Consider the following 18,340-nt stretch of genomic DNA (forward strand, 5'->3'; position numbering starts at 1 on the left):
GGTGTCTGGATTTACTGCTCGGCGTCGCGCAGTGCCTTTTGCCGCTTGATGGCCTCCTCGTGCGCGGCGAAGGCGGCGCTCCGGTCGTCAAATTCGTAAATGTGCTTCAGCGTACATTTATCGCCGCCGGTTCGCATGCTGTCCATGCCGCCACCACAGACCTCACCGAAGCGCTCGTGAAACAGTGCTCGGGGTGATAGAGCCAAGTCATTGCAGCCTGGCATCACGGTCGCCAGGTAATACTTCTGCCGGGCGTCGATCGAGATTACATCTTTTTCCAGTACACCAAAACCATTGATATCGCTGGCGTCAATGCAGGCGCGTCCGTTTTGGCCTGTGCGGTCAAGCAACACGGTATCAATGGTGGGCACAGAGTTCATGCTGCTACAGGCGGTGAGCGCCGCACCGCCCAAGGTCACCAGGCAAGCTCCGCGGATAGCGCTAAGCGTATTCATAGATCACCTCACGTGAGTGGTAGAGTGTCTGTTGTTAGTCTAGTGCCTATCCCAAAAAGTTCGCAATACTACTAACTTGACAATTAAGATGCTCATCCTGAGCATCTTAATTGTCGCCCTGTAAAATCTGCGGAATTTGCGAAATCCCTTGATTTTACAGGGCTCGCGCTCGCCTTCGTCGGCGCACCCTGCCCCGCTACTACCCCGACAATCATAATTGCCGGTTGCTAGGTGCCATTTCAAGCGCAAAAAAACCCCGGCGGATTGCTCCAACCGGGGAAAGCTTCCTGAGGTTGCTCCAGGGTTCGGTTTACCGGTGCTGGCTCTCTGGTGGGCCGAGATAGCTGGGGCGCAAGCCGCCCGTATCAATGATCAGTTTTTGCAAAGTAACGCCCGGGTCCACGGCGTAGATTCTCAGCTTGTGCTGCCCAGGCTCGTCGATGGTGTGGGTGCTCTGGGTTTCGCGCACGCCCTTGCGCACAGCCTCCTGCCAGGCGCCGTGAGAGTTGTCGGCGAGAAGATCGATAATTTGTGGCGGCTCGTTATTGAAGGCGATGGCGTAGCGCAGGCCGCGACCGGGGACAAAATTCAAGCTGGGTGCAAACAGCCCTTTGACCGTTACCTCGCCACTGCTGAATAGGTAAACGTCGTACTCCACCCAAGGGGCTTCGGCAAGCTCGAGAAAGCTTTTATCCGTCACCGGGAAGACTGAAATAGAGGCGTCCGTATGGCCGTGCTGCTCGATTTTTTCCCAGGCCAAATCACCGGCCGTTTGCTGACGGGAATAGTGGGCGGCCTGGATCGAGAGGTGACCATCGTGTTCGACAAAGCCACGGATGCGCTCGCGCGTGTCGTCCCCGGGTAGATGGGCCTGGACCTTGACCGATGCTCCGCCCCAGCCAGTGCCTTTGATAAACACGCTGCCGTTGAGCTTGCCTGCCGGCATCTTATCCCAGTCAATGGAGACATAGAGTCGCTCGCCGAGCTCGACTGTTCCCTCCGTTTTGTCGACGCTGATCCACTCGTCAATGGGGGTTGCGGTAAACGCAAAGGGCTCTGTGCCGCGGTTGAAGATGTCGATGTAATGCCGGGTGGGGCCATAGGGGCTAAAGCTGGGCAGCGACAGCTGGCTACCGTCGTAGGGCCAGGGCAGCGGGTCACCTTCGACGGCAACGCCCATATCCGCGCGAGCGTGAGGCCGGTATTGGTAGGTCACCGGCATGGTGTTCGCTGGCGGGTTGTTCCAGTGGGTATAACCAATGCGCGTTTGCGCCATAAAGTGATTCCACTTGCCGTTGTTCAGGCTGTGGTACTGATCCGCCAGCGCCTGGTCTGCGGCAAACATGGCCTCGGCGCGCTCGGCATAATCTCCGGCGCTGGCTCTGCCCTGGTGGGCATAAAGACGGTTTTTGGCAGTGGCGTTGTAAAGTTCATTGATAAGGTAAGTCGCCTTAACCGGATGCAGCACCAGCTGGAAAAAGGCGTCGCGTTGGCGCAGATCCATGATGTTGTAGAGCGCCTCGGCCGAGTCGAGCAGTTCTGCGAGCTCGGCGCTGACCCTATCGGCCTCGTTGTAATTCAACTGACTGTAGGTATCAGGGCTCATCAGCTCGGGCTTTCTGCGCCCGTTATGGCGTGTGTAGCCTGTGATCAACCGTTCGATCTCGGCAGCGTGCTCGGGGCCAAATTCGCGGGTGGCCCACAGCCTGCCAAACTCTTGCAGGCGCTCTTTGGGCCAGTCCTCCGGATTCCAGGCCAGGCGCAGGAAGAATTCAGTCGGAAACTCCTGGGGTTTCAGGTCGCCGACATTGACGATCCAGATACGTTTGGCGTCGTAGGCGTATGCGAGGTTCATCTGCTCCCAGACTTTGGCGATGGGGGTGACGTTCATCCAGCGATAGGAACGGGGGCCGCCAACGTAGTCAAAGTGGTAGTAGACCCCGGCGCCGCCTTCTCGGTCGCGCTCTTGCGGTGTCGGTAGGCGACGGATATTGCCCCAGTTGTCATCGGCCCAGAGTAAGGTCACATCGTCGGGTACGCGCATACCGCTCTCATAGTAACCCTGCACTTCTTTGTAGAGCGCCCAAACCTGGGGAACGTCGGTCAGGTCACGCTCGAACACCTTGTCGAGAATGTCGCGCTGATCGGCGACGATTTTTTCCAAAAGGCCGATGTTTTGTTCATCGCTCATTGGCGTATCAGCCTGGCCGCGCATGCCCATGGTGTAAATGCTGTCGTAGGGCTTGTTGCGCCGCGCCCCGGCTTCCCAGAATTTGTAGAGCTTTTCAGGGTTGCGCTCGTAATCCCAGGGGCCCTCGCCGTAGCGGTTCCACTCTTTGTCGGCGCGCATCATGGGCTCGTGATGGGAAGTGCCCATGACGATACCGCGCTGGTGGGCGAGCACCATATTGCGCGGATCGTCATCGGCAAAAGCGTTGTTCCACATGGCGGGCCAGAGATAGTTGGCCTTCAGGCGCATCAGCAACTCGAAAACCTTAGCGTAAAATTCGCTGTTGTAGTTGCCGTAGTTTTCATGCACCCAGCCGGTGAGTGCGGGGGCTTCGTCGTTGAGGAAAATCCCGCGATATTTGATTTTCGGCGCATCGACAACGCGGGTATTGCTGCGGATGTAAAGGCCGTCGCGCCGCTTGACCGGAACATCAGCCCACCAGTACCAAGGGGACACGCCAATCTGTTCGCTGATGTCGTAGAGCCCGTAGGCGGCGCCGCGCCTGTCGGTGCCGGCGACCACCAGCGCTTTTTTCACGCCGGCAAAGGGTTGGTCCAACACCTGGATCAGATAGCCTTCCCACTGGCCCGCGATCTCATCGACCGTCAGCTTGCCCTGGGCAATCAACTCGTCGATAAGTGGGTGCTTGCCGATCTCGCCGACGATCAGGCTGAACTCGCTGAGCGCGTCGGTCTTGCTCGTTATCCGTGGCTGTTTGCCGGTGACCCGCTCAATGTCGCGCTGCAGATCTTTCAGCGCAAACTGAATGGCCGTGTCGGCATTTTCGCTGAGGTAAAGGGTGGCAGTGTGGTTGCCGTCGACCAGATTAAAGGTTGAGTCGCTGGGTCGCTCGCTCAGATAAGAGGGCTCGCCCAGCGCCAATGCCGGGGTGCTGAATAGGGCGCAGGCGAATACCGATGCCAGCCATAACCAAGGTTTCAAATTACTCACAGGGTGTCTCACCGTTATTGTTCGTGTTATTCAATCGGGGCCTGCCGATGCTGCTGCCAGCGACCTCCGTCCGAGGGCGTTTCCCGCAGTCTTCTTCACTCGGGTATCGCAAACGTCCTCAGAGTTTTAAAAAGATGATGCCGCCGTCGCACCGGGTGATGTGATAGTGGCGAATCACAAAGGGTCGATCTTGGCTGGTTCGAGAAGCGCGAGATAACCCCTGCCTGACTTTCCTTGCTCTGTGTTGTGGCGATATTGATCTAACCGGGCGTTGGCGAGCCGAGCAACCCTCCGCTTCGGCAGAAAGAGCCCGTCAAGTGACCGACATTGCGACAGACAGATCGGCCGTGACGCCCTTGTTATAGTCACTTAAACCATAAGATAGTCGATAAAAAGCAAAACTACAAGCCCGGCGCGCAGCCGGGCTGGGTGAATCGTTTCGGGCAAGGTATTGGGGGTTAAATCTCGAAGGCGAAGCCTTTCTCTGTGAGGGCGTCGTAGGCCTGCTCATCAAACCGGTAGAGCTTGGCGGCGCGGTGTGCCACTCCCTGTTGTTTTTCTTCGCAGCTGGCCAGTAGGTTCATTTTCATGATCTTGCGACGGAAGTTTGGCTTGTCGAGTTTGGTGTCCAGAATGCCTTCGTAGAGTTCCTGCAGCTGCAGCAGGGTGAATTTTTCCGGCAACAGGTTAAAGCCGATGGGGCGGCGGCGCACTTGCTGTTGCAGGTGCTTGATGCCAAATTCGACGATTTCTTTGTGATCGAAAATTAAATCGGGCAGCTCGTGAATGCCAAACCAGCTGGCATCGCTGGCGTTATTACCGGCAACAGCGGGGTAGTCCTCGGCGCTGACGAGGGCGTAGTAAGCAACGGTGACCACGCGCTCGTTGGGGAAGCGGTCCACTCGACCAAAGGTTTTCAGTTGCTCGAGATACAAGTCCTGGACCCCGGTCAGTTCATGAAGGTGGCGGGTGGCGGCGTCGCGCAGGTTTTCATCATAGCGAATCCAGCCGCCGGGCAGCGCCCAGCGTCCTTTGCTGATGCCCGAGCGGTGCTTGATCAGCAATATATCCAGCTTGTTGTGGTCCAGGCCAAAAATCAGGTTGTCAATGGACAGGGCCTTGATGACGTTGTCTGGAGTGATCGAAGGTTCAACGTGGCTGTTGTATGGGTGCGCGCTGTCTGACACTGTAGTTTCCGTTTGCCGAGTTCATAGTTATGGGTGCTGGGCATGGTTGTATTAAATATGGTAATTATTTTATATTTAAATTCTTTTAGTCAATTGTACCATATTGCCCGACTCTCAATGGCCGGCACGGTAATTTGTACGAATCCGGTTTAAAATTCAAGCGAAAGTCTTGTGGTCAAAAAGACAATAAGCTAATATGGCCCCATTGCCCGCTCTGTATGGGCGTCGCCAATGCTCTCAGTTTGTGGGTGTGGCGCAAATGATCGCGCAAGGCTAGCGCTGGCGGGCTCTGGGTTAAGCACAATTACATTAAAAAGTGGATAGTCATGGTTTTTCTTGGTCTCGATATAGGCAGCTCTTCTACCAAGCTGGCCGTCATTGACGGCGAGTCCGGCCGCACCTTGGCGGCGGTGTCCCACCCGGAGCGCGAGCTCGATATTCTCAGTCCGCATGCGGGTTTTGCAGAGCAAGACCCAATGGTGTGGTTGGACTGTGTCCGGCAAGGACTTGCCAAGATCGCCGCCAAGGGCGTGGATCTGTCGCGTATTCAGGCCATCGGCATTTCCTACCAGATGCACGGCTTGGTGCTGGTCGACGAAAACCACGAAGTCCTGCGTCCTGCGATTATCTGGTGTGACAGCCGCGCCGTGCCCTACGGTCAGGCAGCGCTGGACGCTTTGGGCGCCGATTACTGCTTTGATCATTTGCTCAATTCTCCCGGTAATTTTACCGCCGCTAAATTGCGCTGGGTTCAGGAGAATGAACCGGCGGTGTTTGCCCAGGTGCATAAAGCCATGTTGCCGGGCGACTTTATTGCCATGAAGCTCTCCGGGGAGATCAATACCACCGCCTCCGGTCTTTCGGAAGGCACTTTTTGGGATTATACCCAGCGCGGTCCGGCGCTCGATTTACTCAAGCACTGGGGTATGCCGGGAGCGCTCTTGCCGCCTGTGGTCCCCAATATTGGCGAGCAGTCGGTGGTCAGTGACGCTGTCGCCGAGCAGCTGGGCCTGTCCCGCGGGGTCAAGATCAGCTACCGGGCGGGCGATCAGCCCAATAACGCCTTTAGTCTTAACGTCCTGCAGCCCGGTGAAGTGGCTGCCACCGCCGGCACTTCCGGTGTGATTTACGGCGTTACCGATCAGCAGGTCGCTGACCGGCAGTCGCGGGTCAATACCTTTGTTCACGTGACGGATACCGAGTCGGCCAGACGCAATGGTGTGTTGGTGTGCGTCAATGGAACCGGCAGGCTCTACAGCTGGTTGCGCCAATTGCTGGCCACTGGTGGCGAGGTGAGCTACCCGCTGCTCAATGATCTCGCCGCGCAAGTGCCCGTTGGCAGTGACGGGTTGATCTTTCACCCATTTGGCAATGGCGCTGAACGAATTTTCCAAAACCGAAACTTGGGCGCACATATCCGTCATATTGATTTTAACCGGCACGGACTGGGGCATATGGTGCGTGCGGCGCAGGAGGGCATTGTTTTCGCGCTCAACCAAGGCTTCGATGTGCTTAAAAGCCTTGGCGGCAGCTGCGAGGTGATCAAGGTTGCCAGGGGCAATATGTTTCTGAGTGATGTGTTTACCCGCGCCTTTGCCAACACCACTCAGGCCGCAGTGGAGTTGTACGACACCGACGGGGCGGCGGGTGCGGCTCGCGGTGCGGCTCTCGGTGCGGGCTATTACGCATCACCCGATGAAGCTTTTGCCGGCCTAGAGCGTCTGGCGGTCATTGAGCCGGATGCCTCGGCAGCGGCTGAGTATCAAGACGCCTATCAAACCTGGCAGCGCGATCTGCCCGGCGCGGAATAAGCGGGCAGTTTCTGGTGCCCTCTTCTGCGTTTGAACTGACAGCCGGTGAGGCGTCACTGTCGCTGGTGCCCGGTTGTGGCGGGTTGATTCACGCCTTGGTTTTGCCCACGGCTGTCGGGCCGCGTAATGTCATTGCCGGAGTGGATCCGTCCGAGTGGCAGGACAACCCAGGGTATCGCGGTTCTGTATTGTTTCCGTTTCCCAATCGTCTGCGCGATGGTCGCTACCGGTTTGCGGGTCGCGAATATCAATTTTTGGTCAACGAGCAGGCGACTGGGACGGCGTTGCACGGTTTTCTCTATCGCACGCCTGCCGAAGTGTTGAGGGGCGGGGGAGATGACGAGGCGCAGACGGTAACACTGGTCTACGCTTGTGATGCCACCGAGCCTGGCTATCCGTTTTCGGCGCGAGTGAGCATGACCTACACCCTCTGCGCCTCGGGGGGATTGTCGGTTGAGATGAGTGTTGAGAATCGCGACTCGCGCGCCATCCCTGTCGGCATGGGCTGGCACCCCTACTACACTTTGGGGGTGAGGCTGGACGCCTGCAGACTTGAGTTGCCGCCTGTCGAGCGGGTCCTGGTGGATAAGCGAATGCTGCCCACTGGCGAGCGGGTGAGTGACACACGCTTTGCTGGCGGTGGCGCTTTGCAAGAGGTGGTTCTGGATGATTGTTTCGACCTTGGCAGTGAGCCTGGGCGCGCCGCCGCCGTTTTTACCAGCCGGACGGCTGGCTTTGGGCTTGAGCTCTGGCAGGAAACCGGGCCCGGAGCTTTGAATTTTATGCAGTTGTACACGCCGCCCGATCGTCAGTCGCTGGCAGTCGAGCCTATGAGCTGCGGTATAGATGCATTGAATACTGGTGACGGGTTGAGAATACTGGAGCCCGGCCAGAGCGTTAGCGGCACGTTTGGTGTCCGTGTAATTGGGTGTTGAGCCCGTCGAATTTACGTCAATTGGCAGTGGCCTGCGGGTACGCTGTGGTTTAAGCAAAGGTGATTAGTTATGAGTGTGCTCATTGGAGATAAAGAATACTTTAAGGGCGTAGGCAAAATTGCCTACGAGGGGCCGGAATCCGATAACCCGCTGGCGTTTAAGTGGTACGACGAGAACCGTGTGGTGGCGGGCAAAACCATGAAAGACCACCTGCGGTTTGCCACCTGCTATTGGCACACCTTTTGTGGTGCCGGACACGATCCTTTTGGGCCGGGGCCATTTCATTTTCCGTGGAGCGAAGGCAAAGACTCCGAAACGCGCGCGCGTATGAAGCTCGATGCCGCGTTTGAATTTTTCACCAAAATCGGTACGCCTTTTTACTGCTTCCACGATGTGGATGTGATTGAAGAGGGTGACAGCCGTGCGCAAACGTCTGAGCGTTTGTCGCAGTGGGTTGAGTGGGCAAAAGAGAAGCAAAAAGCCTCTGGTATGAAGCTTCTTTGGGGTACGTCCAACCTGTTCAGCAACCCACGCTTTATGAACGGCGCATCGACCAACCCGGACTTTAACGTGGTGGCCTACGCTGGTGCCCAATTGAAAGACGCCATTGATGCGACCATTGCTCTTGACGGAGAAAACTATGTGTTCTGGGGCGGCCGTGAAGGTTACATGAGCCTGCTGAACTCCGACATCGGTCGCGAGCAGGAGCACATGGCGCGCTTTTTGACTATGGCCCGTGACTACGGTCGCGCCAATGGCTTTAAAGGCAGCTTCCTGATTGAGCCCAAGCCGATGGAACCGTCCAAGCACCAGTACGATTTCGACAGCGAAACTGTTATCGGTTTCTTGCGTCATCACGGCCTGGATAAAGACTTTAAACTGAACATTGAAACCAACCACGCGACTCTGGCCAGCCATACCATGGACCATGAAATGCAAGTGGCGGCCAACGCCGGCATGTTGGGTTCTATCGATGCCAACCGCGGCGACTACCAAAACCAGTGGGATACCGACCAGTTCCCCTACAACATCAACGAAACTGTTGAGATGATGCTGGTTGTGCTGCGCGCCGGTGGCTGGGCTGGCGGCGGTGTCAACTTTGACGCCAAGCGTCGTCGTAATTCCACCGATCTGGTCGATACCTTCCACGGTCACATTGGCGGTATGGATGTCTTCGCGCGTGCCCTTGTCATTGCCGATGATATCTTGCAAAACTCTCCGCTGGAGAAGTTGCGTAAAGAGCGTTACGCCACTTTTGATTTAGGTGATGGCGCCAAGTTTGAAGCCGGCGAGCTGAGCCTTGAAGCTCTGGCCGCTATCGGTAACGCCAATGGTGAACCGCCGCAAACCAGTGGTCAGCAAGAGCTTTACGAGAACATCATCAACCGTTATATCCGCTAGCTCCTCATTGGCTGGCAGGGCCCCGGTAGCGCAGGCTGCCGGGGCTTTTTTTATGGTCGACGCGTTATCGTTAACATTAATTTTCTGTGTTTAGGCGCCACTCCTTCGCTCTCGGCTACCATTTTTCTGTATTTTTACTGATAGCGTTAACATTTCCTGGATTTTGACGGGTTGTCGGACTGTTTTGGCTGTCGATGGCTTTGGGGTATGCCTCTATTCGGTTTGATGTTTGCGCGAGTTCGGCAAGCGGGCTAGCGCTAAGCGGACTAATGAATATATTTAGGCGGCAGCGCCACAGCGTGTGCCTTGGCAGGGGTCAATAGGGCCTTTAAGTATAAGGCTTTCAATTAATTTTCAACTATCTAATAGTCTCCTTGACTATTTATGGTTTTTGTCTTATAAATAGTTAAAGCGCCAGCTGTAGATCGCCGCCAGAATGGCTGCCGATGAAAAATTTTGGTTTGATTTATGGTTATTTATCGCGCATTATTTGCAGTGGGTGAAGCGGGTTACTTAGCTGTTAGCGCTAACAGTCTTGCCCAGACTGAATAGTGATTTAAGCATCGCCCAGCCACAAAGCTCATGTACTTACATAAATATAAAGAGATCATGCTATGACAACTCGTACCCATAGGCCCGGCGCCAAGTCCGGGACCAACACGCTCGCCTTCCCGTTGCTCGGCCTCGCCAGTGACTCAGCTTTTCCCCAAAAAAACGCTCTGGGTGAAGGTTTGCTTGAGGCATCTGAAGAATAAGTCCGTTGGATTCCAGTTCACGGTGGTAAGCACGCTATTTAGCTTTCCGCCAAAGTAGGGCTGCTCAAGCAAAAACAGAATAATTTAAGCGAAAGACTAGAATAATAGAGGGTCTCGTTATGATACAAAAATTGCTGATCGCGTTATGCGTAACCTGCGCGCTCTCTGCCTGCGGCGGAGACATAGATTTGGGGCCGAATCAGGCACCACCGCCGGACACGGGTGGTGGTGACGGCGGCGATGGTGGCGACGGCGGTGGCGGCGGTGGCGATTTCGAGCCCGGCGAGCCGCAAATCTTTACTTACATTCCTTTTAATGAACAAGCGCAAGCGGATGCTTGGGCAGGCCGGTGTGTGGACGGTTGTAATGCCACTGCCTCTGTCAGCTGGAACGGTGCTGAGGAAGTTCTGGCAGCCGAGCCGGTATGGGCCAGCGATAGCGATATGTTGGATGTCTATGGCGCCGTCGATGAAGTCGACGATATGGAGGGTTCAGCAGCCAGCATTTGGGTGTTCGTTACCGATGAATACGCCAACGACGGCAATATGAGCATGCACCTGCTGCTGGGTAACGCAGAAGGGCTGAAGGGCGTAAGCCGCGCCTACCCACCCAAGGCCGGCTGGAACCGCATTGAGATGTGGGAGCTGGCCGCCGGCACTGGCGAAGTTGTTGAAATTGAGGGCGAAGAGTACATCGATTACGGCACCTTTGCCTGGCACGATGAAGGCTTCTCTCTGCGTGACATCAACGAAGTCGGTGTGCGTTTTGTCGCCAACGGCAAGGCCCCAGAAGTTGGCGGTCAGCTTTGGTTTGACAATGTCACCATGACGCCGGCTTCAGGCTCCGGCCCGCTTATTGTCGGGGCGGATGATCCGGCCTGGACCGTTATGGATGCCACCGATGGCGTGACTGTGCAGCGCGACGATTCCGGCGTTTACTACGAGCCCACTGCCGCTGATCAGAAGCTGGTTTACCTCCTCGAAGGCCCGGTTGATCTGGTGGGCCGCAGTTTCGATATGACCTTTACGGTCGATCAGGCTTTCAAAGACTCAGGCGCCGATGTGCAGCCGATTATTCAGCTGAATTTTGGCAGCTACACTGGCGAGTTCAGTTGTTACGTCGGCAACGGCTCGCTGACGGCGGGTGAGCCCTACGAAGTGAACTGTGCCACAGAAAACGAAGCCTTTATTGCCGAGGAAGGACAGAACATCCGCGTCGGCTTGCAGGTTAAGAACGAGGTTGCTGGCCGCGTCACCATTAATAGTATGCAAATCAACATCAATGCTGGCGGCGGCGATACCGGTCCTTTCGAGCTGGTCGCCACTCAGGAAAATGTTGATGCCGGCACTTGGGGCAATGACAACTGGCAGGGCCTAAACGGTGCGCCGGATCTGTCTTACGACGCCGCGGAAGATGCGCTGCATATTGATCCGAACTGGGAGGCAACCGACAGCGACGAGCGCACCATCATGTACGTCGCCGCTGAAGATGAGCTTCCCGACCTCGAAGGTGCCACCGTCGGCGTTGAGCTCTACCTGAGCGACTACTACGTCACAGAGAACCCGGGCATGGCCGTGCAGATCTACATCCAGCAAAACAGCGACAGCTACGCTGGCAACTACGGCAGTAACTTCGCCATCAGTGCAGGGGAAGATCTCGGTGACGGCTGGTATCGGTTTGAGCGTGTCATGGAAGGTGTTCCAACCGAGCCGTCGGCGCTGCGTGTGGGTATCAAGCTTCAGGGGGCTGGATTATCGGCTCGGGAAGAAGCGGCCGACCCCATCTTGCTGCGGAGAATCACCATCGAGTAATTCTTATGTGATTCAAGCCCGGCCCGTTTTAAGGGGCTGGGCTTGTCGGGCCAGGGCTCGACTCTTTCAGAGGATCACAGCGGTTAGAGTGTAAAAAGTATACAGAGAACTGGTTTGTAAAAGGCTGTGCACAAGTGAAAAGCTTACCGGCCTAACCGAAACCAGGAAAGTTCACTAGGTGAGTGTTGACAGGCAGTATCTGCCAAGAGTGAAAGAACCGCTACCGGTCAATGCTGTGTTAGAAGATAACAACCTTAGATAATAACAACGGGGTAAAGCGCTATGATTTATCGCGACAACACCAAGAAAGTTGTCCCTTTCAAAAAGTCCATGCTCGCAATCTGTGTCATGGCTATGGGGTCGCCCGCGCTTGCGCAGGATACATCCGAAAACGTAGAGGCTCTGGAAGAGATTGTCGTTAGCGGCACGCGCCAGAACCTACAGAATGCGCAGGACATCAAACGTGATGCAGACACTTTTGTGGATGCAATTTCAGCTGAAGACATCGGCTCATTGCCGGATCGCAGTGTGCTCGAAGCCATGCAGCGCATGCCTGGGGTGTCGATCGAGCGCTTCGCGGCCCCGGAAGACCCGGATCACTTCGGGGTTGAAGGCAGTGGCGCCGTTATTCGTGGTATGAGTGCCACACGAAGCGAATTTAACGGCCGAGATTCATTCACGGCGAACTCTGGCCGGGGCTTGAACTTTCAGGACGTGCCGCCTGAGCTGATGTCTGGGGTGGATCTCTACAAAAACCAGACAGCCGACATGATTGAGGGTGGCATTGGTGGCACCGTAAGCCTGAAGACCCGCAAGCCTTTCAATCAGGATGGCCAGATGATCGCCTTTACCGGCGATGTCTCCTACGGTGATATCGCCGAAGAAACCTCCCCGACCTTTTCTGGTCTCTACAGCAACCGCTGGGACACCGAAAGCTTGGGTGAATTTGGTTTCCTGATCAACGCATCTTACTCCGAGTTGATCGGTGAGTCCCACGGTATTCAAAGTGACGCCTTTGTGAAGTACAACGCCGACACCTTGGGCGCTCCCTCGAGCGTGGCCGATGCCGAAAATCAGGTGTGGATGACTAACGGCTCGAACTTCTTTACCAAAGAAGATGATCGTGTGCGTAAAGGGCTGGCGGCTTCTTTCCAGTGGGCGAGTCCTGACGACACCCTCGAGGCTACTGCCGAGTTTATTCGCTCCGACGCTCGACTGAGCTGGAAGGAAAACGCCATCAAGTATCAAGGTGGCTACGGTGATGAAAACGACGATGGCTCTGTCAGCGAAACCCGTCGCGCACGCCCCTACCCGGGTACCGAGTTTCTTTTTGATGATCGCGGCATATTCCAGGCCGGTTACATCACCGATGGTGGTGGTTGGCGCGGCGGTGAGGGTCGTGTACCGCGCTCTTGGTCCGGGGAGGGCGATGTGCCCGAGGATTACGTCACCCAGAACGACTACTTTGGTCAAAAGTACCAGGCCGATACGCGCTTTAAAGACACCCATACCATTGTGGACGACGCAAGCTTCAACCTGAAGTGGATGCCCAATGATGCCTGGGAGTTGGAAGGCGACTTCCAGTATGTGAAAGCCACAACAGAAGATGATGACCTGCAAATTGCCAATGGTATCTATGGTCTGCAGCAGTTCGACATGCGCGGAGACACGCCAAAGTTGACTGTGATCGAGCCCTGGGACGGTCGTCGTGATGCCAACCCCGAGTACTACGCCGAAGAGTTTCCCGGTTTCTCCGGTGATCCTGCTGGCGACAGTAACTACTTCCAAGACCCGGACTCCTACTGGTGGCGTTCGGCGATGGACCATTACGAGCGTTCAGAAGGCGAGTCAAAAGCGGTGCGTTTCGACGCTACCCGCTACTTTGACAATGTGAACTTCTTCCGCTCGGTGAAAGCGGGTGTGCGTTTTGCTGATCGCAATCAAATCGTCCGGACTACACCCTACAACTGGGGTCACATTGGTGCAGAGTGGGCGCCAGGTGGTGGCGAGGGCGCGCTTTGGCTTTCCGAGACCGAGGAGCTTAGTGGCGACTACGAATACATCGATTGGTCTGACTTCCACCGCGGCGGTGTTGCGAATGTGCCGGGCAATGGCTTTTTGTTCGCCACTGAAGACTTCCTGAAAGAAGTGATTGATGGTCGTACCGTGCCGCAGAACAACCCCGGCGCTGAAGGCGTTTGGGAGCCTGCTAATCTGCGCCCGGAAGTCGGCGGCAACGGTACTTACTTCTCGGATGCGGAAATCTACGATACAACCGAGACCAACAAGGCCGCATATGTCCGTTTGGACTTTGGCTCTGATGAAACCGCGCTACGCTTCTCCGGTAATATCGGTCTGCGTTATGTTGAGCTTGATCGCGATGCCATCGGCTCGATTCAGTACCCCGATATGATCGGTCAGGCGTACCCCGATGGCGCTCCCACGGATCTTACCGATAGCGGCGCCATTCGCAAGTGGGCGGAAGAGCAGGTGGGTCCTTTCGACCCAGGTTTGTTTGCCAGCGAGCAGGATTGGTTGGACGAAGTCAATGACCTGATGTCCTACTCCCGCGATGCCAATAACTGGTTGAGTCAGACTGAGCAGGACTTTGGCAACAATGTCGATGAAGCTCAGGAAGACAGCGCCTCATGGGATGGTTTCCTGCCGAGCTTCAACTTGAAGCTGGAGTTAACCGACGACCTGATTGCTCGCTTTGCGGTCGCCAAAGCGATTGCGCTGCCGGATATGTCCGAGGTTCGCAACCAGGCGGTGCTGGGGGCTCAACAGCTGGTGGTGACCCGCGAAACCGATACCAGTGAAATCTCAGAGCCGGGTCCGGTCGATGACGGTGTGAACATTCTCGAGGTCGATGATGTGCAGTGGACCGGCAGCGGTGGCAACCCAGGGCTACAGCCCATGGAGTCCATTCAGTACGACGCCTCTGTGGAGTGGTACTTTGCGCCGGTCGGCTCGCTGACGGTCAGCTTGTTCTATAAAGACCTGAGCAACTTCTTTATCGAAGGGGCGATTCCCCGGACCTTTACCAACCCGTCCACTGGCGTTAGCCAAACGGTTGACTTCACCACCACGCGTAACGGTGAAGAGGGCAAAATGCAGGGCTTCGAGATTGCTTACCAGCAGTTCTACGATATGCTGCCCGAGCCTTTTGATGGTTTTGGTATTCAGGCGAACTACACCTTTATTGATTCCGAAGGTGTGCCCAACTTCACCAGTGACGCTCAGGCAACCACTGAGGACGATCTGGATGACAGCGGCCCGGATACTCCGCAGCCCGGTCTGGAAGTGGTGGACCTGAGCTTGTTGGAAGGCTTGCCACTTCGCGGTCAGTCGGAGCACACGGCTAACCTAGTACTGATGTATGAGAAGAACGACTGGTCGGCTCGTCTGGCCTATAACTGGCGTTCGAAGTATCTGGTAACCACCCGGGACGTGATCAGCGGCCAGCCCATCTGGAACGATGATGCCGGCTTCCTGGATGGTTCGGTTCAGTACACCGTGAACGACTACTTCACGGTTGGGCTGCAGGCTACCAACCTGCTGGATACCCAGACCGAAACGTTGATGACTCTGGATGAAAATGGTCGCGAGACCGGCCGCTCCTGGTTCATTAACGACCGTCGTCTGGCCTTCACGATGAAGTTTGTCTACTAAGATAGCTTGATCTGAAACGAAAAAGGCGCAACTTTCGAGTTGCGCCTTTTTTTATGGGTACCCTGATGAACGGTTTTGTGGGACGATAACTGTTATGTGCGCTCTAGCCTGTATTCTTCTAAAGCCCAACTCCTGAGGTCAGATCTTTGAGCCAGAGAGTTGTCATTGTCGGCGGTGGTACAGCCGGTTGGATGTCGGCGGCGGCTTTCGCACGCCTGCTCCCCTCGAGTTGTTCAATTACATTGGTTGAGTCCGAACAGATCGGTACCGTCGGCGTGGGAGAGGCAACCATCCCGCACATTCGCTACTTTAATCAATTGTTGGGTATTGAGGAACGGGAGTTTCTTGCCGCGACTCAGGCGACCTACAAGCTGGCGATTGAATTCGTTGGCTGGGGAGACAGATCGAGCCGCTACCTGCATCCTTTCAGTGCTTTTGGCAGTGATATCGAGGGGGTGGATTTTCATCACTATTGGCTCGCAGCAAAAGAGCGTCTCCCTCACTTGAATCTCGACGCGTTTTCCCTAGCGTCACAGCTTGCCACTAGCGATCGGTTTGCGCCACCACCGCCCTACGCAGACCTGGGCTACGGCTATGCGTATCACCTGGATGCATCGCGCTATGCGCTGTTTCTGCGCCGCTACGCAGAACAGCGCGGCGTGGCGCGCTGTGAAGGGAAAGTTGAACGGGTAGAGCAAGCCCACGATGATGGCCGGATCACGGCGGTGACGCTCGAGTCCGGAGCGCGGCTTGAGGGCGATCTGTTTATCGATTGTAGCGGCTTTCGCTCGTTATTGCTTGGTAAGACCCTGGGCGTTACCTTTGAAAGCTGGCGGCATTGGCTGCCGTGCGATCGCGCCGTGGCCATGGCCAGCGATCCCTTGGATCATCTGCCCTCCTATACCCGTTCGACGGCGACCCTGTCAGGCTGGCAATGGCGCATTCCACTGCAGCACCGAACGGGCAATGGGCAGGTTTACGCCAGCGATTGCGTGAGTGATGATGAAGCCAGTTATCAGCTCGCTCAAGCGCTCAACAGCCAGTCGTTAGGCGAGCCCAACTTTATCCGCTTTGAGGCGGGGCGCCGCGCACACAGCTGGGAAAAAAATTGCGTGGCGGTGGGCTTGTCCAGTGGCTTTCTCGAGCCGCTCGAATCCACCAGTATTTACTTGATACAAATGGCTATTATCAAGTGCATCGAGTTTTTTCCGTTTGCGGGCGATTTCACAATGAGCCGCAAAGCATTTAATCGCTGGATGGAACTTGAGTACGATCGCGTGCGGGATTTTCTGATCCTGCATTATCATTTGAACCGACGAAAGGACAGTGAATTTTGGCGAAGCTGTGCCGCGATGTCCATTCCCGACAGCCTGCGCGAAAAAATAGCACTGTTTCGCGAGTCCGCGATCATCCAACATTACGATCACGGGTTGTTTGCGCAGCCGAGCTGGCTGGCTGTCTACCTGGGCCAGGGATTGCGCCCGGATAGTGTGGATTCCCGGGCGCTGGCTTATTCACCGAGTGTGATGGTGTCTTCCTTAGAGTCTATGGCTGCGCGTCTCAGGCACCTGGCTAAGGCGGCGCCCTTGCATAGAGAAGTCATGGGTCGTGGTGGTCTGGCCCGCGAGCTCCCAGCAGCGATGAGTTTGTATGGTGGTGGCCGTGGATAGTGCGCCCAATGCTTTAAGGCAATTGGTGGTGGTGGGTCGCGGTTTGATTGGCGCCACCGCTGCGATAACCCTGGCTAAGTTTTTAGCGCCCAGCGGCTGCAAAGTAACCTGGTTGATACCGCAAGCTTTGCATGAGTGCGACGATCAAGATGTTGAGATGGCCGATCCCGCCCTGAGTCGCTGGCTGGCTATGGTGGGGTGCCCGGAGCGCGAGTTAATTGATGCTTGCCACGGCCTTTATTCCCTTGGTGTGGAGTACCAATCTGAGACAGACGATTTCTTTTTTCCCTATGGTACTCACGGTATAACGCCGTCGCCGGCCCCCCTGGAGCATGAGTTTTTCAAGTGTTTTAACGGTGCAGAACAAGCGTCATTTACGCAATGCTTCCTGGCCACTCGCGCTGCGAAAAAAGGGCGGTTTGATTTTCCGGTTGATGATCCCCGCTCGGTAAAGTCCACCTTAAGATACGGTTTGCATCTCGATCGGGCGGCTTTGGTGGACTACTTGCAAAAGTTTGCAGGTTCGCTGGCAGTGCAGTGTGTTTCTTGCGATACCTTGCAGGTAGAAGGGAATGAGAAAGAAGGCATTGCCAGCCTTGTTCTGGAAGATGGTACCCGGATTGCTGGCGATTTTTACGTGGATGCAACCGGGGCGCGGGCACAGCTACTGCGCGAAGCACTCGCTACTCCTTTTAGAGTGGGTTCTGATTCCCTCTGGCGCTACCGCTTGAGTTATCGCGAACCGCAAAGCTCTCCCTGGCGGCCGTATGCGCGTATGACACGCGAACGATATGGATGGCGTCGCGAGGCAGGGCTGCAAAACGCTACGGGCGTCACTGCTTGGTTGCAGAGTCCATCTGAGCTAAACGCTCTTGAGCAGCAACTGAAAGAATGTGGCACGCGTTATTGGGTTCAACCGCTAGAGACGGGGCGCTGCAGCCAGGCATGGCGCAGCAATTGTCTCGCATTGGGCCAGGCGGCAGCCCAGCCAGGGGAGCTGCTGTTGTCGGAGTGGTTCTGGGCGTCGCACTGCCTGCTGTTGTGGCTGGAGTTACTGCCGGATAGAGCGAATCAGCCACGAATTCGGGCTGAATACAATCGGCGCTGGGAAACCGCTTACGAGCGGTTAATCGAGTTACACTGGTTGCATGCAGGGCGCGCTGAGTGCGATAAAGCTGAGCTTCCGGAGGCGCTGCAGTGGCGTTTGAATGTCCTGCGCTCGTTTGGGCGTCTGTGGCGCCGTGACGATGAGTTGATGACTGATGAATCCTGGGTTGCGCTGGCCCTGGGCCTTGGCTGGCATGCAGAGGGATACGATCCAACCCTGGCGGACATTGGTGTAGAGCCCCTGATGGATAAGCATAGAAAAATATTGCAAGCGCTGGACAAAGTGGCGGAGAAAATGCCGAGCTTGTCAGCGGTTATCAAACGGCATTAAAACAGCGTATAGAACATCGGCACA

Annotated in this window: 11 protein-coding genes; 8 read left to right on the forward strand and 3 right to left on the reverse strand. The window is 55.9% G+C overall.

Annotated elements, in window-relative coordinates; translation table 11 throughout:
• Positions 1-11: 11 nt before the first annotated feature.
• The 3 genes from QWI16_RS13055 to QWI16_RS13065 form a co-directional block, all read right to left on the reverse strand.
• On the reverse strand, positions 12-455 hold the full coding sequence (locus tag QWI16_RS13055) for a DUF6491 family protein (RefSeq protein ID WP_302713811.1): 444 nt from the start codon (positions 453-455) through the stop codon (positions 12-14).
• Between the two features lie 310 nt (positions 456-765).
• Complete coding sequence (locus QWI16_RS13060) at positions 766-3,636, reverse strand: glycosyl hydrolase 115 family protein (protein WP_302713812.1); 2,871 nt, start codon at positions 3,634-3,636, stop codon at positions 766-768.
• Between the two features lie 458 nt (positions 3,637-4,094).
• The gene (locus QWI16_RS13065; RefSeq protein WP_370659935.1) at positions 4,095-4,778 is read right to left on the reverse strand and encodes an NUDIX hydrolase; all 684 of its coding nucleotides are present in this window, start codon (positions 4,776-4,778) and stop codon (positions 4,095-4,097) included.
• Between the two features lie 371 nt (positions 4,779-5,149).
• Here QWI16_RS13065 and QWI16_RS13070 point away from each other — a divergent pair, with 371 nt between their 5' ends.
• The 8 genes from QWI16_RS13070 (at position 5,150) to QWI16_RS13105 (ending at position 18,316) form a co-directional block, all read left to right on the forward strand.
• The gene (locus tag QWI16_RS13070) at positions 5,150-6,634 is read left to right on the forward strand and encodes a xylulokinase (RefSeq protein WP_302713814.1); all 1,485 of its coding nucleotides are present in this window, start codon (positions 5,150-5,152) and stop codon (positions 6,632-6,634) included.
• A 14-nt stretch (positions 6,635-6,648) separates the two neighbouring features.
• Positions 6,649-7,569 (forward strand): aldose 1-epimerase, encoded by a 921-nt coding sequence (locus QWI16_RS13075; protein WP_302713815.1) that lies wholly within the window; start codon positions 6,649-6,651, stop codon positions 7,567-7,569.
• A gap of 69 nt (positions 7,570-7,638) precedes the next feature.
• The gene (xylA, locus tag QWI16_RS13080) at positions 7,639-8,970 is read left to right on the forward strand and encodes a xylose isomerase (RefSeq protein ID WP_302713816.1); all 1,332 of its coding nucleotides are present in this window, start codon (positions 7,639-7,641) and stop codon (positions 8,968-8,970) included.
• 614 nt (positions 8,971-9,584) lie between these two features.
• Entirely contained in the window at positions 9,585-9,725 is a 141-nt protein-coding gene (locus QWI16_RS13085) for a hypothetical protein (protein ID WP_302713817.1), read from the forward strand.
• Positions 9,726-9,913: 188 nt separating this feature from the next.
• Complete coding sequence (locus QWI16_RS13090) at positions 9,914-11,536, forward strand: family 15 carbohydrate-binding domain-containing protein (RefSeq protein WP_302713818.1); 1,623 nt, start codon at positions 9,914-9,916, stop codon at positions 11,534-11,536.
• A 282-nt stretch (positions 11,537-11,818) separates the two neighbouring features.
• On the forward strand, positions 11,819-15,208 hold the full coding sequence (locus QWI16_RS13095) for a TonB-dependent receptor (RefSeq protein WP_302713819.1): 3,390 nt from the start codon (positions 11,819-11,821) through the stop codon (positions 15,206-15,208).
• A 146-nt stretch (positions 15,209-15,354) separates the two neighbouring features.
• Positions 15,355-16,878 carry a tryptophan halogenase family protein gene (locus QWI16_RS13100; protein WP_302713820.1) on the forward strand — a complete coding sequence of 508 codons (1,524 nt, stop codon included), beginning with the start codon at positions 15,355-15,357 and terminating at the stop codon, positions 16,876-16,878.
• On the forward strand, positions 16,871-18,316 hold the full coding sequence (locus QWI16_RS13105) for a tryptophan 7-halogenase (protein WP_302713821.1): 1,446 nt from the start codon (positions 16,871-16,873) through the stop codon (positions 18,314-18,316). The genes QWI16_RS13100 and QWI16_RS13105 overlap by 8 nt, the downstream gene beginning before the upstream one ends.
• The last annotated feature ends 24 nt before the right edge of the window (positions 18,317-18,340 follow it).

It is taken from the genome of Gilvimarinus algae (assembly GCF_030518215.1).
In the GTDB taxonomy this organism is placed as follows: domain Bacteria; phylum Pseudomonadota; class Gammaproteobacteria; order Pseudomonadales; family Cellvibrionaceae; genus Gilvimarinus; species Gilvimarinus algae.